Annotated in this window: 22 protein-coding genes, 1 tRNA gene and 1 riboswitch; of the genes, 20 read left to right on the top strand and 3 right to left on the bottom strand. The window is 66.1% G+C overall.

The genetic code is table 11. The features are described from left to right. Position 1: 1 nt before the first annotated feature. From gsiD to V9L21_RS09500, 11 genes are all read left to right on the top strand, one after another. Positions 2-922 carry a glutathione ABC transporter permease GsiD gene (gene gsiD, locus V9L21_RS09550; RefSeq protein ID WP_337311245.1) on the top strand — a complete coding sequence of 307 codons (921 nt, stop codon included), beginning with the start codon at positions 2-4 and terminating at the stop codon, positions 920-922. A gap of 13 nt (positions 923-935) precedes the next feature. Continuing rightward, positions 936-2,003: a DmpA family aminopeptidase gene (locus tag V9L21_RS09545; RefSeq protein ID WP_337311243.1), complete on the top strand. Its 1,068-nt coding sequence runs from the start codon at positions 936-938 to the stop codon at positions 2,001-2,003. A gap of 19 nt (positions 2,004-2,022) precedes the next feature. Then, complete coding sequence (locus V9L21_RS09540) at positions 2,023-2,844, top strand: M55 family metallopeptidase (RefSeq protein ID WP_337311241.1); 822 nt, start codon at positions 2,023-2,025, stop codon at positions 2,842-2,844. Between the two features lie 267 nt (positions 2,845-3,111). Continuing rightward, on the top strand, positions 3,112-4,890 hold the full coding sequence (locus tag V9L21_RS09535; RefSeq protein WP_337311239.1) for a nitrite/sulfite reductase: 1,779 nt from the start codon (positions 3,112-3,114) through the stop codon (positions 4,888-4,890). Then, positions 4,887-5,282 (top strand): DUF934 domain-containing protein, encoded by a 396-nt coding sequence (locus V9L21_RS09530; protein ID WP_126746440.1) that lies wholly within the window; start codon positions 4,887-4,889, stop codon positions 5,280-5,282. The genes V9L21_RS09535 and V9L21_RS09530 overlap by 4 nt, the downstream gene beginning before the upstream one ends. Before the next feature lie 21 nt (positions 5,283-5,303). Then, on the top strand, positions 5,304-5,936 hold the full coding sequence (locus tag V9L21_RS09525; protein ID WP_337311237.1) for a phosphoadenosine phosphosulfate reductase domain-containing protein: 633 nt from the start codon (positions 5,304-5,306) through the stop codon (positions 5,934-5,936). A 31-nt stretch (positions 5,937-5,967) separates the two neighbouring features. After that, positions 5,968-6,921 (top strand): sulfate adenylyltransferase subunit CysD, encoded by a 954-nt coding sequence (gene cysD / locus V9L21_RS09520; RefSeq protein ID WP_337311236.1) that lies wholly within the window; start codon positions 5,968-5,970, stop codon positions 6,919-6,921. Beyond that, a complete protein-coding gene (locus tag V9L21_RS09515) occupies positions 6,921-8,258 on the top strand; it encodes a sulfate adenylyltransferase subunit 1 (RefSeq protein WP_337311234.1) in 1,338 nt (445 codons plus the stop codon). Before cysD ends, V9L21_RS09515 begins: the two co-directional genes overlap by 1 nt. A gap of 42 nt (positions 8,259-8,300) precedes the next feature. Further along, the gene (fdxA, locus tag V9L21_RS09510) at positions 8,301-8,630 is read left to right on the top strand and encodes a ferredoxin FdxA (protein WP_055806301.1); all 330 of its coding nucleotides are present in this window, start codon (positions 8,301-8,303) and stop codon (positions 8,628-8,630) included. Continuing rightward, positions 8,588-9,661, top strand: a complete 1,074-nt coding sequence (locus V9L21_RS09505; protein WP_337311232.1) for an NAD(P)/FAD-dependent oxidoreductase — start codon at positions 8,588-8,590, stop codon at positions 9,659-9,661. The genes fdxA and V9L21_RS09505 overlap by 43 nt, the downstream gene beginning before the upstream one ends. 102 nt (positions 9,662-9,763) lie before the next feature. Further along, a riboswitch (TPP riboswitch) is annotated at positions 9,764-9,871 on the top strand. Positions 9,872-9,947: 76 nt separating this feature from the next. After that, positions 9,948-11,300 (top strand): purine-cytosine permease family protein, encoded by a 1,353-nt coding sequence (locus tag V9L21_RS09500; protein ID WP_337311230.1) that lies wholly within the window; start codon positions 9,948-9,950, stop codon positions 11,298-11,300. On the opposite strand, the gene thiD is transcribed toward V9L21_RS09500, so the two are convergent. Continuing rightward, positions 11,251-12,114, bottom strand: coding sequence for a bifunctional hydroxymethylpyrimidine kinase/phosphomethylpyrimidine kinase (thiD, locus tag V9L21_RS09495; protein ID WP_337311228.1), 864 nt, complete (start codon positions 12,112-12,114; stop codon positions 11,251-11,253). The two genes, V9L21_RS09500 and thiD, sit on opposite strands and share 50 nt — an antisense overlap. A 77-nt stretch (positions 12,115-12,191) precedes the next feature. Here thiD and V9L21_RS09490 point away from each other — a divergent pair, with 77 nt between their 5' ends. From V9L21_RS09490 to V9L21_RS09465, 6 genes are all read left to right on the top strand, one after another. Then, a complete protein-coding gene (locus V9L21_RS09490) occupies positions 12,192-13,283 on the top strand; it encodes an FAD-dependent oxidoreductase (RefSeq protein WP_337311226.1) in 1,092 nt (363 codons plus the stop codon). Further along, complete coding sequence (thiS, locus tag V9L21_RS09485) at positions 13,280-13,483, top strand: sulfur carrier protein ThiS (protein WP_337311224.1); 204 nt, start codon at positions 13,280-13,282, stop codon at positions 13,481-13,483. The genes V9L21_RS09490 and thiS overlap by 4 nt, the downstream gene beginning before the upstream one ends. 31 nt (positions 13,484-13,514) lie before the next feature. After that, a complete protein-coding gene (locus tag V9L21_RS09480) occupies positions 13,515-14,345 on the top strand; it encodes a thiazole synthase (RefSeq protein ID WP_337311222.1) in 831 nt (276 codons plus the stop codon). Next, positions 14,342-15,274 carry a thiamine phosphate synthase gene (gene thiE / locus V9L21_RS09475; protein WP_337311220.1) on the top strand — a complete coding sequence of 311 codons (933 nt, stop codon included), beginning with the start codon at positions 14,342-14,344 and terminating at the stop codon, positions 15,272-15,274. Before V9L21_RS09480 ends, thiE begins: the two co-directional genes overlap by 4 nt. An 11-nt stretch (positions 15,275-15,285) precedes the next feature. After that, positions 15,286-17,448, top strand: a complete 2,163-nt coding sequence (locus V9L21_RS09470) for a TonB-dependent siderophore receptor (RefSeq protein ID WP_337311218.1) — start codon at positions 15,286-15,288, stop codon at positions 17,446-17,448. A gap of 90 nt (positions 17,449-17,538) precedes the next feature. After that, positions 17,539-17,614: transfer RNA gene (locus tag V9L21_RS09465), tRNA-Asn, on the top strand. A gap of 165 nt (positions 17,615-17,779) precedes the next feature. Here V9L21_RS09465 and V9L21_RS09460 read toward each other — a convergent pair. Both V9L21_RS09460 and V9L21_RS09455 read right to left on the bottom strand, forming a co-directional pair. After that, a complete protein-coding gene (locus tag V9L21_RS09460) occupies positions 17,780-18,469 on the bottom strand; it encodes an SOS response-associated peptidase (protein WP_337311216.1) in 690 nt (229 codons plus the stop codon). Positions 18,470-18,500: 31 nt separating this feature from the next. Continuing rightward, positions 18,501-18,683 carry a hypothetical protein gene (locus V9L21_RS09455; RefSeq protein ID WP_337311214.1) on the bottom strand — a complete coding sequence of 61 codons (183 nt, stop codon included), beginning with the start codon at positions 18,681-18,683 and terminating at the stop codon, positions 18,501-18,503. Between the two features lie 60 nt (positions 18,684-18,743). Between V9L21_RS09455 and V9L21_RS09450 the strand changes: the two genes are divergently transcribed. From V9L21_RS09450 to V9L21_RS09440, 3 genes are read left to right on the top strand one after another with little or no spacing between them, the layout of a single operon-like run. Next, positions 18,744-18,977, top strand: a complete 234-nt coding sequence (locus V9L21_RS09450; RefSeq protein WP_337311212.1) for a hypothetical protein — start codon at positions 18,744-18,746, stop codon at positions 18,975-18,977. Between the two features lie 19 nt (positions 18,978-18,996). Beyond that, positions 18,997-19,332 (top strand): hypothetical protein, encoded by a 336-nt coding sequence (locus tag V9L21_RS09445; RefSeq protein ID WP_337311210.1) that lies wholly within the window; start codon positions 18,997-18,999, stop codon positions 19,330-19,332. Beyond that, on the top strand, positions 19,319-19,537 hold the full coding sequence (locus tag V9L21_RS09440) for a hypothetical protein (protein ID WP_337311208.1): 219 nt from the start codon (positions 19,319-19,321) through the stop codon (positions 19,535-19,537). Before V9L21_RS09445 ends, V9L21_RS09440 begins: the two co-directional genes overlap by 14 nt. The last annotated feature ends 55 nt before the right edge of the window (positions 19,538-19,592 follow it).

Here is a 19,592-nt window from a genome sequence, read left to right as displayed (position 1 = left end):
CATGACGCAAGCTTCCGGCGTGTCTGCCGAAACGATCACTCCGCCCGTCGTGGCGGTGCAAACCGCGGGCAAGGTCCGCACGCCCTGGGGCGAATGCTGGCGCCGCTTCAAGAAGCAGCCGGTAGGCATCGTTGCGGCGCTGTTCGTGCTGCTGCTGGTGTTCGTCGCAGTGTTCGCGCCGTGGATCGTGCCTTTCGACGCAGAGAATTTCTTCGACTACGACATGCTGAATACGGGTCCCTCGGCCACGCACTGGTTCGGCGTCGATCCGCTGGGCCGCGACATCTTCAGCCGCATCCTGATGGGCGCACGCATCTCGTTGATGGCGGGTTTTCTGTCGGTGCTGGTTGGCGGCTTCGTCGGCACGGCCTTCGGCCTGCTCGCGGGCTATTACGAAGGCTGGTGGGACCGCGTCGTGATGCGCATCTCCGACGTGCTGTTTGCCTTTCCGGGCATTCTGCTGGCGCTGGGCGTGGTCGCCATCCTGGGCAGCAGCATGACCAACGTGGTGGTGGCGGTGTCGGTGTTCAGCGTGCCGGCCTTCGCGCGGCTGGTGCGCGGCAACACGCTGGTGCTCAAGCAGCAGACCTACATCGAGGCCGAGCGCAGCATCGGCGCATCGGACTGGACCATCATCGTGCGGCACATCCTGCCGGGCACCATCTCGTCGATCGTCGTGTATTTTTCGATGCGCGTGGGCACATCGATCATCACCGCGGCCAGCCTTTCGTTCCTGGGCATGGGCGCGCAGCCGCCAACGCCCGAGTGGGGCGCCATGCTCAGCGAAGCGCGCGCCGACATGGTGACCTCGCCGCACGTGGCGCTGTTCCCTAGCCTGGCCATCTTCTTCACCGTGCTGGCGTTCAACCTGCTGGGCGATGCGTTGCGTGACGCGCTAGACCCGAAGATCGACCGCCAGTAAACCGAGGCTTCGCATGCCATCGATTCCGCACATCGGCAGCCTGCCCGCAGGCAAGCGCAACGCCATCACCGACGTACAGGGGGTCTCGGTCGGCCACCGCACGCTGGACGACCACGGCGTGCAGACCGGCGTAACCGTTGTGCGCCCGCATGGCGGCGACGCTTTCCGCGACAAGGTGCCGGCCGCGGCCGTGGTGCTCAACGGCTTCGGCAAGAGCGTGGGGCTGGTGCAGGTCGAAGAACTGGGCGTGCTCGAAACGCCGATTGCGTTGACCAACACTTTTTCTGTCGGCACCGTTGCGACAGCGCAGATCCGCGACTGCGTGGCGGCCAACCCGGAATCGGGGCGTTCGCTGCCCACAGTCAATCCGCTGGTCTTCGAATGCAACGACGGTTTTCTCAACGACATCCAGCGGCTGGCCGTGGCCGAGGCCGACTACCTGCACGCACTGGAAAGCGCGGGCGCCGACTTCGAGCAGGGCTCGGTAGGTGCGGGCCGCGGCATGTCGAGCTTCCAGTTCAAGGGCGGCATTGGCAGTGCATCGCGCTGCGTGCCGTCGCGCCAAGGCGGCGTGCACACCGTGGGCGCGCTGGTGCTGGCCAACTACGGCCGGCTGCCGCAACTGGTGCTGGCCGGCCGGGCTGTCGGCGCGCAGCTCGCGGCGCAACTGGCTTCACAAGACGCGGCCGCGCAGGCAAGCACGGCGGCCGAGCCGGAAAAGGGCTCGATCATCATGCTCATTGCCACCGACGCCCCGCTGGACGCGCGGCAACTGCGCCGGCTGGCGTTGCGTGCCGGCGCCGGGCTGGCGCGCACCGGCTCGGTGTTCGGCCACGGCAGCGGCGACATCGCACTGGCTTTTTCGACCGCCTACACCGTGCCCGACCGGGCCGAACGGCCGATGCCGGCCCTCGCCATGCTGCACGACAGCCTGCTTGACGATATCTTCCAGGCTGCGGCCGACGGCACCGAACAGGCCATCGTCCATGCGCTGTGGCGTGCCACGGCAGTGACCGGCCGCGACGGTCACCACCGGCGCGCGCTTTCGGAGCTGCTGCCGCCCTCTTCCTTTATCTCCTGACCCGCAGGTCTTGCCCCGCATGAAAGTTCTGATCTCCACCGACATCGAAGGCGTTGCCGGCGTCTACCACCAGGAACAGGTGCGCCCCGGCAATCCGGAGTTCGAGCGGGCACGCCTGCTGATGGCGCAAGAGGCCAATGCGGCCATTGCCGGCGCCTTCGAGGCCGGCGCCACCGAGGTGCTGGTCAACGATTCGCACGGCGGCTTTCGCAACATGCCGCCCGACGTGCTCGACCCGCGCGCCCGCGTGGTCCAAGGCAAGCCGCGCTACCTGAGCATGGTGGCCGGCGTGGAAGAAGAAGGCGTGCAAGCCGTCTGCATGGTGGGCTACCACTCGCGCGCGCAGGGGCGCGGCATCCTTGCCCACACCATCAACAGCTTTGCGTTTGCGGGCATCTGGCTCGGCGGCCGGGAGCTGGGCGAGGCCGGGCTCTATGGCGCGCTGGCCGGTGAATACGGCGTGCCGGTGGTCATGGCCAGCGGAGACGATGTGTTCATCGCCGAGAACCAGCCGGTCTTTCCGCATGCGGTCTTCGTGCAGACCAAGCGCGCCACCGGGTTCAGCAGCGGCGTGTCGCTTTCGCCCGAACAGTCGCGCGCGGCCATCCACGCAGGGGTCATCCAGGGCCTGGCTGCCAGAGCCGGCGCTGCCCCTTTGGTCTTCAAGGGCCCGCAGGTGGTCACGCTGCGCACCCAGTCGCCCGCCATGGCCGACCTTTTCTGCCAATGGCCGTCGTTCGAACGCGTCGATGGTGTGACCTTGCGTTTCACCGCGGACTCGGTGGAAGCCGCGGTTCGCATGCTGAACTGCTGCTCGGCCATGTCGGCCATGCTGCGCTGAAGCAGCACCCGCACTCTCCCCAAGGCGGGAGTGGACAAAACGCGCAACCCCAATGGGCCTTATCCTAGGCCTGCGGAGCACTCGCGCCCTTATCCAGAATAAGCATTCAACCGCCCGGCAACCCGCATGGGCATTGGAGAATAAGCTTATCCGCATAAGGCGCGAACCAAAAAATAGTTTGCTTCCATAAGGCGCGCTTTCAGAATCTCGGCTTCTTGCTGGGGCGCCCCGTTGGACGTGCGGCACCGCACTTCTTCAAGACTCACGATGTACCAATACACTGATTTCGATCGCCAGTTCGTCCACCAACGGGCAGCCCAATACAGAGACCAGCTCGAGCGCTGGCAAAAGGGCAAGCTCGCCGAAGACGAGTTCCGCCCGCTGCGGCTGCAAAACGGCTGGTATGTGCAACGCTATGCGCCCATGCTGCGCGTGGCCGTGCCGTACGGCGAACTCTCGAGCCGCCAACTGCGCGTGCTGGCCCGCATTGCCCGCGAGTACGACGAGCCGGAGGCAGAGGTCTACAAGAAGGCCATCGAGACGCAGGGCCTGCTCGGCAGCCACAAGCTGCCCACGCACTACGCCCACTTCTCGACGCGCCAGAACGTGCAGTACAACTGGATTCCGCTGGCCAAGTCGGCCGACGTGATGGACCTGCTGGCTTCGGTCGACATGCACGGCATTCAGACCAGCGGCAATTGCATTCGCAACATCACGAGCGACGAGCGTGCCGGCATCGCCGTCGACGAAATTGCCGACCCGCGCCCGTTCGCGGAAATCATGCGCCAGTGGAGCACGCTGCACCCCGAATTTGCCTTCTTGCCGCGCAAGTTCAAGATTGCCATCACGGGCGCCACAGAAGACCGCGCCGCCACCGGCTGGCATGACGTGGGCCTGCACGTAGTGAAGAACGAAGCCGGCGAAATCGGCTTTCGCGTGCAGGTGGGCGGCGGCATGGGCCGCACGCCCATCATCGGCACCGTGCTGCGCGAGTTCCTGCCCTGGCAGCAGATCATGAATTACCTCGAAGCGGTGATTCGTGTCTACAACCGCTATGGCCGCCGCGACAACATCTACAAGGCGCGCATCAAGATCCTGGTGAAGGCCGAAGGCCAGCGCTACATCGACGACGTGGAAGCCGAGTACAAGCAGATCATCGAGCACGACGGCGCACCGCACACCATCACGCAGGAAGAGTACTACCGCGTGGCCGCCTCCTTCGTGCCGCCGACGCTCGCCACCCGCGTGCTGCAGAGCGCCGAAAAAACCGACGCCGAACTGCGCGCCCACGCCGCGGACGACGTGCAGTTTGCCCGCTGGCTGGCCCGCAACGTGGCCCCGCACAAGAACCCCGCGCTGCGCGCCGTCACTTTGTCGTTCAAGCGCCTGAAGCAGGCGCCCGGCGATGCATCGGCCGACCAGCTCGACACGCTCGCCGTGCTGGCCGACCGGTTTTCGGCCGGCGAGGCCCGCGTGACGCACGACCAGAACATCGTGCTGCCCTGGGTGCATGCCGAAGACCTGCATGCGCTGTGGCTCGCCGCCCGCGCAGCCGGCTTTGCCAGCGCCAACGTGCACCTGCTCACCGACATGATCGCCTGCCCCGGCGGCGACTTCTGCGCGCTGGCCAATGCGCGTTCGATTCCCATTGCCGAAGCCATTACCGAGCGCTACCAGGACCTGGACGAGCTCGACGACCTGGGCGAGATCGACCTGCACATCAGCGGCTGCATCAATTCGTGCGGCCATCACCACAGCGGCCATATCGGCATCCTGGGCGTCGACAAGGACGGCAAGGAGTGGTACCAGGTCACCCTGGGCGGCTCCGACGGGTCCGCGCTCAGCGGCACGCCGCAGGCCGGCAAGGTGGTCGGCCCCTCGTTCTCGGCGGCCGAAGTGCCGGGCGTGATCGAGGCCGTGCTCACCACCTACCGCGATACCCGCGAAGGCGGTGAAACCTTCATAGACACCCTGCGCCGCGTGGGCCACGACCCGTTCAAGGCCGCGGCCAACGGTGCGCGGTTCAAGGTGGAGGAAGCAGCATGAACCGCAAGCTGAACATCCTGGCCGCCGAAGAGCACATCGACGACGGCGACCCGAAGGTGCTGCAACTGCCGAACGATGCCGACCCGCTCGCCATCGAGGTGTGCCTGGAAGACATCGAGCGCATCGACCTGAACTTTCCGAAGTTCACCGACGGCCGCGCCTACAGCCAGGCCTTCCTGCTGCGCCGGCGCCTGGGCTTCAAGGGCGACATTCGCGCCACGGGCGACGTGCTGATCGACCAGCTGGTGCAAATGGAACGCACCGGTTTTTCGAGCGCCGTGCTCAAAGAAGGCGTGGACGCCTCCGACGCGCAGCGCCAGTTCGACCGCTTTGCCGCCTTCTACCAGGGCGACGCGGTGCAGCCGGCGCCGCACTTCGCGGCCAGCAACTGAGCCCGCACAGGAAACTTCGACATGAGCATTGCCACGGACATCGACTTTGCACGCATCAACACCGAACTCGGCCGCAATGCCGAGGGGTTGGTGGACTGGGCAATCGGCCTCGGCCAACCCGCGATCGTCACCACCAACTTTCGCCCGTTCGAGGCCGTGATCCTGCACATGGTCACGCGCGCCAAACGCGATGTTCCGGTGATCTGGATGGACAACGGCTACAACACCGAGGCCACCTACCGCTTTGCCGACGAAGTGACGAAGCAGTTGGGCCTGGACCTGCATATTTACCTGCCGCGCCGCTCGCGTGCGCACCGTGAAGCGGTGGAAGGCCCCACCCCGGCGCTCGACGATCCGCGCCACGCCGCCTTCACCGAAGAAGTGAAGCTGGAGCCCTTTGCCCGCGCGCTGCGCGAAACGGCGCCCAAGGTGTGGTTTACCGCGCTGCGCGCCACCGACACCGCCGTGCGTGCGCAGATGGACCCGGTCAGCGTCAACCCCGACGGCCTGATCAAGGTGGCGCCGCTGCTGCACTGGACGTCCAAGGACTTGTACGAATACTGCGAAGCGAACGGCCTGCCCAACAACTTCGACTATGTGGACCCGACCAAGGGCGAAGACAACCGCGAATGCGGCTTGCATCTTTCGCACTGAACGATCGATCTCCGCATCCAGGACCCCTCCGATGAACGCCCGAACCGAAGCCGAACTTTTGCAGCCCTCGATGCATTCTCCTGCGCACCTCTCCAACACGCACCTCGATGCGCTCGAGGAAGAAACCATCTTCATCCTGCGCGAAGTCGCGGCCGCCTTCGAGCGCCCCACCCTGCTGTTTTCGGGCGGCAAGGATTCGCTGGTGCTGCTGAAGTGCGCCGAAAAGGCTTTCGGTGTCGGCCGCATTCCCTACCCGCTGCTGATGATCGACACGGGCCACAACTTTCCTGAAGTGACGGCCTACCGCGACCAGCGCGCCAAGGAACTGGGCGCCGAGCTCATCGTGCGCAGCGTCGAAGACTCGATGGCGCGCGGCACCGTGCGCCTGGCGCACCCCGGCGAATCGCGCAATGCGCATCAATCGGTCACGCTGCTCGAGGCCATTGAAGAGTTCCGCTTCGACGCGCTGATTGGCGGGGCCCGCCGCGACGAGGAAAAGGCGCGCGCCAAGGAGCGCATCTTTTCGCACCGAGATTCATTCGGCCAATGGCAGCCCAAGGACCAGCGCCCCGAACTGTGGACGCTGTTCAACACGCGCCTGGCCCCGGGCGAGCACTTCCGCGTGTTCCCGATTTCGAACTGGACCGAACTCGACGTGTGGCAATACATCGAGCGCGAGCACGTCGGCCTGCCGTCGATCTACTACACGCACAAGCGCGAAGTGGTCGAGCGCCGCGGCCTCTTGGTGCCGGTGACCGAGCTCACCCCGCCGCGCGACGGCGAAACGGTGCAGGTGCGCGACGTGCGCTTTCGTACCGTGGGCGACATCACCACCACCTGCCCGGTCGAAAGCCTGGCCGCCGATGCGGGCGACGTGGTGCTCGAGACGCTGAGCGTCGATGTGAGCGAGCGCGGCGCCACGCGCATGGACGACATGACTTCGGAAGCTTCGATGGAGAAGCGCAAGAAAGACGGATATTTCTGATGAGCACGACGACGGCAACCCTCGATAGCAACGCCCTGCACGGCGACACCGGCACCGCCCTGCGCTTCATCACCTGCGGCTCGGTGGACGACGGCAAGAGCACGCTCATCGGCCGCCTGCTGGTCGACAGCAAGACCGTGCTGCAAGACCAGCTCGCCGGCGTGCAGCGCGGCGGCGAAACCGACCTGGCCCTGCTCACCGACGGCCTCTCGGCCGAGCGCGAACAGGGCATCACGATCGACGTGGCCTACCGCTACTTCTCGACCGCCAAGCGCAAGTTCATCATCGGCGACGCGCCGGGCCATGAGCAATACACCCGCAACATGGTCACGGCCGCCTCCGCTGCCGATGCCGCAGTGGTGCTGGTCGATGCCACCAAGCTGGCCTGGGCCGCAGAGGTGGAAGACGGCACCGTGGTCAAGCGCGAGCTGCTGCCGCAAACGCGCCGTCACACGCTGCTGACCCATCTGCTGCGCGTGCAGTCGATCGTGTTCGCGGTCAATAAGCTCGACGCCATCGACGATGCCGCCCTGGCCTTCGAACGCATCTCGACCGCCCTGAACGCCTTTGCCGAAGCGGCCGGCGTGCAGGTGGCCGCCATCGTGCCGATCTCGGCCCTCAAGGGCTGGAACGTGGCCACGCGCCATGCCGACTGGGTCGGCTACGAAGGCCCGAGCCTGCTCGAACTGCTCGAGGAACTGCCGGTCACCGTGCAGGATGAGGCCGTGCCCTTCGCCTTTCCGGTGCAGTGGGTCGAAAAATTTTCTTCCTCGGCCGACACCTCGCAGGGCCGCCGCGTGTTCTGGGGCCGCGTGGCTTCGGGCCATGTGGAGCCTGGCCAACGCGTGACCGTGCTGCCCAGCAACCAGACGGCCACGGTCGCCCAGGTGCTGAGCCACACGCGCCAGCCGAAGACGGTGCATGCGGGCCACAGCGCCGGCATCGTGCTCGACCGTGAAGTGGATGTGTCGCGCGGCGACTGGCTGCTGGCGCCCGGTGCCTTCGAGCCCGTGCGTGAAATTACCGCCACGGTCGCCTGGCTCGACGACGAGCCGCTGGTTGCGGGCCGCGTCTACTGGGCGCTGCAGGGCCATCGCTGGGTGAAAGCCAAGGTGGCGCGCATCGTCGACCGGGTGAACATCACCACGCTCGAATCCGAGCCGACGGCGCAGCTGGAGGCCAATTCCATCGGCGATGTGGTGCTTGCGCTGCAGCAGCCGCTGGCCGTTCTGCCCTTCACACAATCGCGCGCATTAGGCTCGCTGGTGCTGGTCGATACGGCCACCCACAAGACCGCTGCCGCCGTGCTCGTGCAGCCTGCCGCCGCAAAGGCCTAAAATCTGGGGTTTTCCCGACCTCACACTGACGCTAAAAGACAAATGACCCACGTCGTCTCTGAAGCCTGCATCCGCTGCAAATACACCGACTGCGTGGACGTATGCCCCGTGGATTGCTTCCGCGAAGGTCCCAACATGCTGGTGATCGACCCGGACGAATGCATCGATTGCGCGGTTTGCATTCCTGAATGCCCGGTCAATGCAATCTACGCCGAGGAAGACCTCCCAGCCAACCAGATCGCCTTCATCAAGCTCAACGCCGAGCTCGCGCTGGCCGACGGCTGGAAGAGCATCACCAAGCGCAAGCCGGCATTGCCCGACGCCGAAGAGTGGAAAGACAAGACCGACAAGATCGGGGAGTTGGTGCGCTGAGCACGCCGACCGCTCCGATCGAGACCGACGCCCTCATCATTGGCGCCGGTCCGGTCGGGCTGTTCCAGGCCTTCCAGCTCGGCCTGCTCGAAATCTCATCCCACATCGTCGATGCGCTGCCCGCCGCGGGCGGCCAGTGCGTGGCGCTCTACGGCGACAAGCCGATCTACGACATTCCGGGCACGCCGGTGACCAGCGGGCGCGATCTTGCGCAATCGCTGCTGCAGCAGGTTGCGCCGTTCAAGCCGCAGTTCCACTTTGGCGAGCAGGTCGCCACCCTCGCCCGCCAGGCCGATGAGCGCCTGCTGCTGACAACATCGGCGGGCAAGGCCTTCCTGGCCAAGACGGTGTTCATTGCCGCAGGCGTCGGCGCCTTCGTGCCCAAGCGCATCGCGGTCGAAGGCATTGCGCAGTTCGAAGGCAGCTCGGTTTTCTATCACCCCGATTCGCTGGACCGCTTCGCGGGACAGACGGTGGTGGTGAACGGCGGCGACGACATTGCGCTGCAAACCGCCATTGCGCTCACGGCCATCGCCAAACAGGTCACGCTGGTGCACCGGCGCGACGGCTTCCAGGCCGATGAAGGCCTGGTCGCTTCGATGCGCGCGCTGGTCGCCGAAGGCAAGCTGGCGTTCAAGGTGGGCCAACCCACCGCCTTCGATGGCAAGCAACTGCAGATCGCGACGCCAGACGCCACCACGGTCGACCTGCCGCTCGATGCGCTGGTCGCCTGCCTGGGCATTTCGCCCCGCCTCGGCCCCATTGCCGACTGGGGCCTGGAACTCGAGCGCAAGCAGGTGCCGGTCGACACCGAAAAATACGAAACCCGCGAACGCGGCGTGTTCGCGGTGGGCGACATCAACACCTACCCGGGCAAGAAGAAGCTCATCGTCTGCGGCTTTCACGAGGCGACTCTTGCAGCCTGGGGTGCCGCGGCGCTGGTGTTTCCGGGCAAGGCGATTCCGCTGCAGTACACGACCACCAGCACGCGGCTGCATGAGCTGCTGGGCGTGGCCGGCACTCCCCGCTAAAAATCGCCGAAGCAAGCGGCGGGGCCGAATAGCCCTGCCACCGTCTGGATGGTTCTCGCCGAGGCTCGTACAATAGTTTCCGCTTTGCGCCACGGCGCGGAGCACCACCGCTAGGGGTGTCGAACCGGAATCCGTTCCGGGGCTGACTGAGAGAGTCCCTTTGAACCTGACTGAGGTAATCCTCGCGCAGGGAAGCTGGTCCGGCGGCCTGTCGCGTTGTCTCGCGCGATAGCTCCGCCGCCGGAGCCTCGCCCACCTGCCAAACCTTTTGCACTGGAGCAACTGGATGGCACACGACGATAGTTTTTCTTCCGCCAACGAGGCGCTGACGCCTTTGCCCGCGTCGCAGCGCGTGTTCGGCTGGCACGACCACGCATCGCTCTGGTTCAGCCTGGGCGTGGGGCTGCTGGTAATGCAAATCGGCGCCTACCTGGTTCCGGCGGTGGGCACGCGCGACGCGGCCATTGCCATTGTGCTGGGCTCGCTCCTCGGCGCGGGCTTATTGGCCTGGACCGCGCGGCTGGGCTGCGAAACCGGCCTGGCGAGCGCCGGGCTGATGCACGCCACCTACGGCAGCGCCTTTGCGCGACTGCCGGTGCTGCTCAACATCGTGCAGCTGGTGGGCTGGACCACCTTCGAGTTGGTAATCATGCGCGAGGGCACGCAGGCCATCGGGCAGCAGGCGTTCGGCCTCACTCTCACCGGTCCGCTGGGCGGCGCCCTTACCACCCTGCTCTGGGGCGCGGTGCTGCTGGCGCTGCTCGCGGGCTCCATGGTCAAGCTGGTGCGGCGCTTCGTCAGCCGCTTCGGCCTGCCGCTTGTCGTGCTTTCTCTGCTGTGGCTCACCTGGCAGTTCGCAACACGGCTCGAGGCCAAGGGGCTGGACGCCTTCTGGACGCGGCCGGGTGCCGGCGGCATGGGCATGTTCAGTGCGCTCGACCTGGTGATTGCCATGCCGGTGTCGTGGCTGCCGCTGGTGGCCGACTACGCGCGGCACGGCAAGCGCAATGCCAATGGCCGGGGTGGCCTGGGCAGCGCATTCACCGGCACCTGGCTCGGCTACGCGCTGGCCAACATCTGGTGCTATGCGCTCGGCGTGATGGTCGTGAGCGTGGCGGAGCCGGGCACCGGGCTGGTCACCGCCCTGCTGCTCGCGCAAGGCGGCCTGGTGGCGCTCGGCCTCATCCTTATCGACGAGCTCGACAACGCGTACGGCGACGTGTATTCGGGCGCGGTGTCCACCCACAGCCTGCTGCCGCGCTGGAGCGTGCGCCGCTGGGGGCTGCTGATCGCGGCGCTATGCACCGCGCTGGCGCTCGTGCTGCCCATGCACACGCTCGAGCCGTTCTTGCTGATGCTGAGCTCGGTGTTCGTGCCGCTCTACGGCGTGATCCTGGGAAGGCTGGGCACCGGCCGGGCTATTGCGTCGGCAAGCAACCGCCGTGTCGACCTGGGCGCGGCGCTGATCTGGATTGCCGGCATTGCGGCCTATCACGCCTGTGCCAAGTGGGCGCCACAGTTCGGCTCCGCGCTGCCGACCCTGGCGGCCACCTTCCTGCTGGCGTGGCTCAGCCGGCCCAAGCCGGCATCTACAACAACGGCAGGCGGTGCGTCGGCACTGGCGCAAAACCGTGGTTGAGCGGGCCGTGTCCCTCGCCGATTTGCACATTCGCACCGGCGGCCATGGCGCCGAGCACGTAGGCACGTGCGCGCTCCACGGCCTCGGGCAAGGCCAAGCCGAGGGCCAAGTGCGCCGCAATCGCGGACGACAGCGTGCAGCCGGTGCCATGCAGGTTGCGGCTCGCAATGCGGGCCGAGGCCAGGCGCTTGCGCACACCGCTGCGCCCCAGCAGCACATCGACCACTTCGTCGCCAGGCAAGTGGCCGCCCTTGAGCAGCACGGCCTGTGCGCCAAGCGCAAGCAGTTCTTCGGCCGCCTGGTCGAGCGCATCGATGCCGTCGATGGCATGGCCGATGAGCAGCGCAGCTTCGTCGAGGTTGGGTGTAACCACCACCGCGCGCGGAAACAGCTCGCGCACCAACACCTGCACCGTCTCGGCGGCAATCAGCCGGTCGCCGCTGGTCGCAACCATGACCGGGTCGAGCACCACGTTGGGCAGCCGGTAGTGATCGATGGCCCAGGCCACCACATCGACCACCTCGGGCGCATGCAGCATGCCGAGCTTGACCGCATCGACACCGATGTCTTCGACCACCGCCTGGATCTGCGCCTTGAGGAAAGCCGGCGGCACGCCGTGAATGCCCGACACGCCGCGCGTGTTCTGCGCTGTGAGCGCGGTGATCGCCGTCATGCCGTAGCAGCCAAGCGCGGCGAAGGTCTTCAGGTCGGCCTGGATGCCCGCACCGCCGCCGCTGTCGGAGCCGGCAATCGAGAGCACGCGCACGTAGCGCTGGGGCGCTTGAGGCGCGTCGGGGTGTGCAGCTTGGGTCATGCTGAAAATTATCGGCGAGTTGGGCGCCCTGCCCGCCCCCATCCCAGCCTTCCCCCAGCGGGGGAAGGAGGCAGACCATGAGCCTTCCGTTTCAATCGGCCGCCATTCTCGGCGCGGGGCTCATGGGGCGCTTGCTCGCGGTCACGCTGGCGCGGGCTGGCTGCAAGGTCGATCTGTTCGATGCCGCCGGTCCCACGGCCGACGGCGCCGCAGCGCGCGTGGCGGCCGCCATGCTCGCGCCGCTGGCTGAATCCGCAGTGGCCCCAGCTTCAGTGGTGCGCATGGGCCACTACGCACTGACGCGCTGGCCCGAACTGCTGGCGCCGCTCGCACAGCCCGTGTTCTTCCAGCGCGAAGGCACGCTGGTGCTGTGGCACCGGCAAGATGCCGCAGAGGCTGCGCGGCTCGCGCGCGTGCTGGCACGCACCGGTCAGCTGGTACCCGAACTCGCCCCCATGCAAACGCTCGACGGCGGCGGCATTACCGCACTCGAGCCTTCATTGGGCCAGCGCTTCGCACAGGGGCTTTTGCTTCCCGGTGAAGGCCAGCTCGACAACCGCGCGCTGCTCTCGGCACTGCTCGCCACGCTGGAGGCCAGCCCCAACGTGCAACTGCACTGGCAATCGCCACGCGCACCAAGCGATTTTTCTCCGGGCGCACCCGGCCAGCCCGACCGCGTGATCGACTGCCGCGGCCTTGGCGCCAAGCCTCAATGGAATGCACTGCGCGGCGTGCGCGGCGAAGTCATTCGCGTGCATGCGCCCGAGGTGGCACTGCAGCGGCCGACACGGCTGGTGCATCCGCGCTATCCGCTCTACATCGCGCCCAAGCCCGGCGGCGTGTTCGTGATTGGCGCGACCGAAATCGAATCGGACGACATGTCACCCGCCAGCGTGCGCTCCACGCTCGAGCTGCTGAGCGCAGCCTATGCGGTGCACAGCGGCTTTGCTGAAGCCCGCATCCTGGAGATTGCAACGCAGTGCCGCCCCACGCTGCCCGACAACCTGCCCGCCATCCGCCAACCGCACCCGCGCGTGCTGCAGATCAACGGCCTGTACCGACACGGTTTCATGATCGCGCCCGCCGTGCTCGACGCCGCCATGGAGCTGCTGGTACACGGCCGCTCCGCGCTCGCGCAAAGCCTTGGCCTGGAGATTTCCGACACATGACGATCGACGTGCTGATCAACGACAAGCCATTTACGCTGCCCGAAAGCGCCACGCTGGTGGACGCGCTCGCCGCGCTGAACGCCGTACCGCCTTTTGCGGTGGCCGTGAACCGCGAATTCGTGCCGCGCTCGGCCTATGCGGCGCGTGCACTGCAACCCCAAGACCGCATCGAAGTGATCCGCCCCGTGACCGGCGGCTGAACGAACGACATAGCGACGGAGACAACACACCATGACCACCACCTCTTCAATCTCTCCCGCACCAGACGGCGATCCGCTGGTTCTGTACGGCCAGACCTTTCACAGCCGCCTGCTGCTGGGCACCGCGCGCTACCCCTCGCCGGACCTGCTCGAAGCCGCCGTGAAGCGCGCCAAGCCCGCGATGCTGACCGCCTCTCTGCGCCGCCAGTCCGCAAGCCCAGGCGCAAGCGACAGCGGCAACGGTTTCTGGGAACTGCTGCGCCGGCTTGCGGTGCCGGTGCTGCCCAACACCGCCGGGTGCCACAGCGTGCAAGAAGTGATTGCCACGGCGCAGATGGCGCGTGAGCTTTTCGACACGCCGTGGATCAAGCTCGAACTCATCGGCGACGACTACACGCTGCAGCCGGACACGCTGAACCTGGTCGATGCCGCGTCGCAGCTGATTCGCGATGGCTTCCAGGTGCTGCCCTACTGCACCGAAGACCTGGTGCTGTGCCAGCGCCTCGTCGACGTCGGCTGCCAGGCCGTCATGCCCTGGGCCGCGCCCATCGGCACCGGCCGCGGCCCGGTGAACCCCTATGCGCTGCAATTGCTGCGCGAGCGGCTGAGCGTGCCGATGCTGGTCGATGCGGGCCTGGGCCTGCCCTCGCATGCCTGCCAGGTGATGGAGTGGGGCTACGACGGTGTGCTGCTCAACACGGCGGTCGCGCTTGCGCAAGACCCGGTGTCGATGGCGGGCGCCTTTGCAGACGCGGTGCAGGCCGGCCGCGCTGCCTACCGCTCCGGCGCCATGGCCGCGCAAGACTCCGCGCAACCGAGCACGCCGGTGCTGGGCACGCCCTTCTGGCATCACACCGCATGACCGCGCTGAACGACCACCGGGCCGTTGCCCACGCCATCGTCGCAGCGCATGGCTTGCGCTTTGGCGCCATCACGGCCTCGGCCATTTCGGCCGGCAGCTTTTCGTCGGACGACCCGGTGTACCGCGGTGCCAAGCAAGCCTGCGCCGCGCTCGGCTTCATCGAGATCGATGCCGAATGCCTCGCGCTCGCGTGGCAGGCACAGACAGTGCGCACCGGCGCATTCGACGCAAGCCAATGGCCCGAGACGCCGGCCGATTTCGGCATGCGCGCGTTTCCGCCCGCGGCGCGCGACGATGCCTTTGCGCCCTGCCCCGAACGGCTCGGCCTGTATGCCGTGTTGCCAGATGCGCAATGGGTCGGCCGCATGGCGCGCGCCGGCGTGCCCACCGTGCAGCTGCGCTTCAAGTCGGACGATGCGGCAACCATCGAGCGCGAAGTGCAGGCCGCCGTCGACGCAGTGCGCGGCACCGGCGCGCTGCTTTTCATCAACGACCATTGCGAGACAGCCATTGCCGCCGGTGCCTACGGCGTGCACCTTGGCCAGGAAGACCTCGATGCGCTTTCGCCAGCGCAGGTGCGGCAAATACGCGACGCCGGTTTGCGCCTTGGCGTGAGCACCCACGGCTATGCCGAGATGGTGCGCGCCGATGCGGTGAGCCCCAGCTACATCGCCATGGGCGCGGTGTACCCGACCACCCTCAAGAAGATGGCGACGGCTCCGCAAGGCGTGGCGCGACTCGCAGCGTATGCGCGCCTCTTGCGCGGCTATCCGCAAGTGGGCATCGGCGGCATCGATGCGGTGCGCCTGCCGGAGGTGCTTGCTACCGGCGTCGGCTCCGTCGCCGTGGTGCGCGCGCTTGTCACCGCAGACGACCCGGAGGCCACGGCCGCTCAATGGATGGCCGCCATGAGCGCAGCCGCCGCATGAACAAGACAAGAATGACAAAAAAGCAAATTCCTTTTCCCGCATGGCCGCTATCGCCCGTGTCGCGTGCAATGGCTGTCGCCTTCTTTCTTGCAGCCGGCGGCGCGCAGGCCCAGCAGCCAACGGAGCTGCCCGCCATCACGGTGAGCGAAAGCAATGCGGCGCCGCAAGCCGACCTGAGCGGCTTCGGCGACGTGCCGGTGCGCGAGCTGCCGCTTTCGGCCACGGTCATCGACAGCACGCAGCTTCGCGCGAGCGGTGCGCGCCGCCTGGCGGACCTGACGCAGTTCGATTCGTCCGTGACCGATGCCTACAACTCCGCCGGCTACTGGGACTACCTGACCGTGCGCGGCTTTGTGCTGGACAACCGCTTCAACTACCGGCGCGAGGGCTTGCCGATCAGCGCCGAGACATCGATTCCGCTCGACAACAAAGAGCGCGTTGAAATCTTGCGCGGCACCAGCGGCATTCAGGCCGGCACCAGCGCGCCGGGCGGGCTGGTCAACTACGTTGTCAAGCGGCCCACCGAGCAAGACCTGCGCACGCTGCGCCTGGAAACCACCAGCCGCGGCAGCGTGCTCGGCGCGCTCGATCTTGGCGGGCGCTTTGGTGCGAATCGCGAGTTCGGCTACCGGCTGAACGTGGTGAATGAAAACCTCAAGCCGCTCACGCACAACCTCGACGGCAACCGCAACATGTTTTCGCTGGCCGGCGACTGGCGCATCACGCGCGACTCGGTGCTCGAATTCGAAATCGAGCGCAGCCACAAGACGCAGCCGAGCCAGAACGGCTTCAGCCTGCTGGGTAACACGCTGCCTGCGCCGGTCGATCCGAAGATCAACCTCAACAACCAGCCGTGGTCGCAGCCTTCGGAGTTCAACGCGCTCACCGGCAGCGTGCGCTTCAGCCAGGCGATCAATGCCGACTGGCGCTGGAGCGCGCAAATCGGCCAGCAGCGGCTCAAGACCGATGACCGCCTGGCCTATGCCTTCGGCTGCGGCGCCGAAGGCAACTACGACCGCTACTGCTCCGACGGCACCTTCGACTTCTACGACTTTCGAAGCGAGAACGAGCGGCGCACGCAAACCGCCGGCAGCCTGAACCTCAAGGGCAACGTGATGACCGGCGGCGTGCGGCATGAGCTCGGCTTCGGCCTGCTCGCAAGCCGCGTGCGCAATCGCTTTCAAGACCAGGCCTACAACTACGTCGGCACCGGCAACATCTGGGCGACCGCCATCGTGCCTCCGGACCCGACGCTCACAGACGCCAACACCAACCGCGACGAACGCTCGACCGAGCTTTCGGTGCAGGACGCCATTCGCTGGAACAGCCGCTTCACCACCTGGGTCGGCCTGCGCCACACGCGGCTCGACCGCGACAGCATTCGCACCGACGGCTCGCGCCCGACCGGCTACAAGGACGGCATCACCACGCCATGGGTTGCGGCCAGCTACGCCATCCAGCCCGGGCTGTTGGCATATGCAAGCTGGGGCAAGGGCGTGGAGTCGCAGGTCGTGCCGAACAAGAGCTCGCAATACACCAACGCCGGTGAAGCGCTGCCCGCACTCACCTCGCGCCAATGGGAGCTTGGGCTCAAGGGCGGCAACGATGTCTTCAACTGGCAGCTTGCGTGGTTCGACATCAAGCGCCCGATGACGAACCTCGACGCCTGCAACCGGCTTGGCACCACGCCGTGCGACGGCCGCTACGACGGCAGCGCGGTGCACCGCGGCCTCGAGGCGGGCGCGCAATGGAACACCGGCCCCTGGCGCCTTGGCGGCAGCGTCACGCTCATGGATGCCAAGCTCCGCGGCAGCACCGCAGAGCCCGCCATCAACGGCCAATGGCCCACCAACGTGCCCAAGCAGGTGCTGCGCGCGCAGGCTGCGTACCGCGTTGCGTCGGTGCCGGGCCTCGAGGTGCTGGGGCAGCTTTCGCACGAAGGCCGGCGCAACGTGCTGCCCGACGGTTCGATCACCCTGCCCTCATGGACCCGAGTCGATGCGGTGCTGCGCTACGACACAAAAGTGCGCGGTGTTCAGACGAGCTGGAGCCTTGCCGTCGACAACCTGTTCGACCGCCGCTACTGGAAAGAATCGCCCTACCAGTTCGGCCATGTGTACCTGTTTCCGGGCGCGCCGCGCACGCTGCGCCTTGGCCTGACCGTGTCGCTGTGAGCGCCGCTCAAAAAAATCTTCAGAAATTTATTGCGGTCGCATGCGCGGGTTCGAAAGGCCCAAAAAATCACGCTATAATCTGAGGCTTGTTCCTCGATAGCTCAGTTGGTAGAGCGCCGGACTGTTAATCCGTAGGTCCCTGGTTCGAGCCCAGGTCGAGGAGCCACTACAAGCCGCAAGGCCTCTGGATGCCCCGCTACTTAAAAGGTAGCGGGGCATTTCCTTTTTAGGCGTCTTATTTGGCAAGTGCCAAATATCCAGTGGTTGGCCGGTCAGGAAGCGAGCTGTCGTGCAGTGCCTCGCACTTCCTCTTCCAGCACGTTCAGCGGGCTTACGCTTCCACCGGCCCCGCGTCGAACAATTCGAGCGGTGGCACCTTCAGCATTTCTTTCGCTTCGTCGACGGTGCAGGTGAGCCAGCGGTCGAAGTCGTGCGCCTCGATCGGGACCGCGCTGCGCTTGTCTTGCTGATCGGGCGGCAGCGTTGGATCGGGCTTGTGCATTCGGCCCATCAGTGGATGGCCGTCGGCGTTCAGCATCAGCATCGTGTAGCTGTCCCAGACCTCGCCCGTTTCCTTGTCAGTCCAGGTGTCCCAAAGTCCAGCCAGTCCCCACGGTGCACCATCGGCGCGCCGGAAGCGCCACCAGACGTTCTTGCCCGTCTCCCAGTTCGGCTCATCGAAACTGGTGGCCGGGATGATGCAGCGCTTGCCGCGGGCCCAGGCATTCTTGTAGGTTGGCGCCTTCTCCATACCTTCGACTCGCGCGTTGACGGTGCTCAGGCGCGTGCCGCGCGCGGTGGTCGGCACATTCGACTTCGACCAGGGCGGGATCATTCCCCACTGCCCCACCACGAGCTCGCGCGCGTAGTCCACTTCATCGGCACGCCGGATGAAGCTGGCCAGCGACAGCGGAAACACGGTCAGCAGGTTCTGCCAGTCCTTACGGCGGTTGGACCTTCGATCGATCCTCCAGAACGCTTCGATCTCACGTTGCTCTGGGCTGATGTAGCGGGTGCACATATGCGAATTTTTATGCCCCTGTCCCGCTGTGTCACTCGGTGATTGGCCTCAGCCAATCCACCGCCGCTTCGTCGGGCGGCATAGCTCGGAGGCGTTCGTCGCGCCACAAATCGCGTGCGACATCCTCCAGCTCAAGAGGATCGACGGTATGCCACTGTTGCTGCAGCCGATGCGCGCAGGCGGCAATCCAAAGGGTTGCAGGCACGTTTTCCATGGAGCCTATTATCGCCAAAATACTGTATATTTGTACAGTACAAAGGTACTAAGCCCCGCGATGCCAGAGCCTCCCATTGAAGAAGAACTCGCCGAGATGGCGCGCCGCGCCGGCGAGCTAGCAGAGGGTGAGCCGTTGCGTCCGACCCTGCTGGCGTTTGCCGATCTGGTGTCGGGCAGGTGCGCCCGGATCGGCGACCAATACGGCGATTGGGACCGGAACGCCGGTGACCACATACGTGCAGTGATGCACGGGTTTCCGGCGCTGCTGCCGAAGCCGCGCGCCGGCGAGTGAGATTGTTATGCGCGTGAAGATGAAACCCCGATACCGCGGTGGCACGCGGCTGAGCAAGCGGGAGTTCGTTGACCAGCAATGGTTATGCGGAATGCTGACGCTGCAAGACATTGAAGGCAGGCCGCAGCTCGGCCTGTGGGAGGCGCGCCCAGACACCATGCCGCCCCCCCTGGGCATTCTCTGGCGGCCCGAGGTGGTCGCCTGCGCATTCGACACCATCAGCTTTGCCGGGACTGAGCAGGTCAATGGACGATGGTGCTACCAGGTCTGGTACTGCGAAGTGCACAGCCTGCCTGGCGCCCTCTCGCAGAAGTTGCTCGAGGCGGCCGCGACAATAGGCCATGAGCCAAAGTGAATTTTTCCCTGAGCCCGCCACCATCTTGCGCACGCCCTCGTGGCTGGGCAGCAAGGTGCACGAAGACCGCGAGCTGCCGCTCGCACCAGGCGACTACAAGGTGACACCCGGTGATCGCTGGACGGTCACTTCGCTGAAGACCAATGAGATCGTCTATAGCGGTATCGGACCCGTCGAGATACTGCGCGAGCGCGCAGCTGTTTGAGCCTCTAGGTCTCTTTTGGAACAACGCACCAGCGCTGTTCTCTTCAGCTTGGCGG

The sequence above is a fragment of the Variovorax sp. CCNWLW235 genome (assembly GCF_037204085.1).
In the GTDB taxonomy this organism is placed as follows: domain Bacteria; phylum Pseudomonadota; class Gammaproteobacteria; order Burkholderiales; family Burkholderiaceae_C; genus Variovorax.
This window is presented reverse-complemented; position numbering and strand designations above follow the sequence as displayed.

Bases quoted from the DNA above. Each gene is read 5' to 3' on its own strand.
- V9L21_RS09530 (WP_126746440.1), top strand. From the start codon at position 4,887: ATGAACCGCAAGCTGAACATCCTGGCCGCCGAAGAGCACATCGACGAC.
- V9L21_RS09470 (WP_337311218.1), top strand. From the start codon at position 15,286: ATGACAAAAAAGCAAATTCCTTTTCCCGCATGGCCGCTATCGCCCGTG.
- V9L21_RS09480 (WP_337311222.1), top strand. From the start codon at position 13,515: ATGACCACCACCTCTTCAATCTCTCCCGCACCAGACGGCGATCCGCTG.
- fdxA (WP_055806301.1), top strand. From the start codon at position 8,301: ATGACCCACGTCGTCTCTGAAGCCTGCATCCGCTGCAAATACACCGAC.
- thiD (WP_337311228.1), bottom strand. From the start codon at position 12,114: ATGACCCAAGCTGCACACCCCGACGCGCCTCAAGCGCCCCAGCGCTAC.
- V9L21_RS09455 (WP_337311214.1), bottom strand. From the start codon at position 18,683: ATGGAAAACGTGCCTGCAACCCTTTGGATTGCCGCCTGCGCGCATCGG.
- V9L21_RS09535 (WP_337311239.1), top strand. From the start codon at position 3,112: ATGTACCAATACACTGATTTCGATCGCCAGTTCGTCCACCAACGGGCA.
- cysD (WP_337311236.1), top strand. From the start codon at position 5,968: ATGAACGCCCGAACCGAAGCCGAACTTTTGCAGCCCTCGATGCATTCT.
- V9L21_RS09525 (WP_337311237.1), top strand. From the start codon at position 5,304: ATGAGCATTGCCACGGACATCGACTTTGCACGCATCAACACCGAACTC.
- V9L21_RS09545 (WP_337311243.1), top strand. From the start codon at position 936: ATGCCATCGATTCCGCACATCGGCAGCCTGCCCGCAGGCAAGCGCAAC.
- V9L21_RS09490 (WP_337311226.1), top strand. From the start codon at position 12,192: ATGAGCCTTCCGTTTCAATCGGCCGCCATTCTCGGCGCGGGGCTCATG.
- thiS (WP_337311224.1), top strand. From the start codon at position 13,280: ATGACGATCGACGTGCTGATCAACGACAAGCCATTTACGCTGCCCGAA.
- V9L21_RS09450 (WP_337311212.1), top strand. From the start codon at position 18,744: ATGCCAGAGCCTCCCATTGAAGAAGAACTCGCCGAGATGGCGCGCCGC.
- V9L21_RS09515 (WP_337311234.1), top strand. From the start codon at position 6,921: ATGAGCACGACGACGGCAACCCTCGATAGCAACGCCCTGCACGGCGAC.
- V9L21_RS09540 (WP_337311241.1), top strand. From the start codon at position 2,023: ATGAAAGTTCTGATCTCCACCGACATCGAAGGCGTTGCCGGCGTCTAC.
- gsiD (WP_337311245.1), top strand. From the start codon at position 2: ATGACGCAAGCTTCCGGCGTGTCTGCCGAAACGATCACTCCGCCCGTC.
- V9L21_RS09460 (WP_337311216.1), bottom strand. From the start codon at position 18,469: ATGTGCACCCGCTACATCAGCCCAGAGCAACGTGAGATCGAAGCGTTC.
- V9L21_RS09500 (WP_337311230.1), top strand. From the start codon at position 9,948: ATGGCACACGACGATAGTTTTTCTTCCGCCAACGAGGCGCTGACGCCT.
- V9L21_RS09445 (WP_337311210.1), top strand. From the start codon at position 18,997: ATGAAACCCCGATACCGCGGTGGCACGCGGCTGAGCAAGCGGGAGTTC.
- thiE (WP_337311220.1), top strand. From the start codon at position 14,342: ATGACCGCGCTGAACGACCACCGGGCCGTTGCCCACGCCATCGTCGCA.
- V9L21_RS09440 (WP_337311208.1), top strand. From the start codon at position 19,319: ATGAGCCAAAGTGAATTTTTCCCTGAGCCCGCCACCATCTTGCGCACG.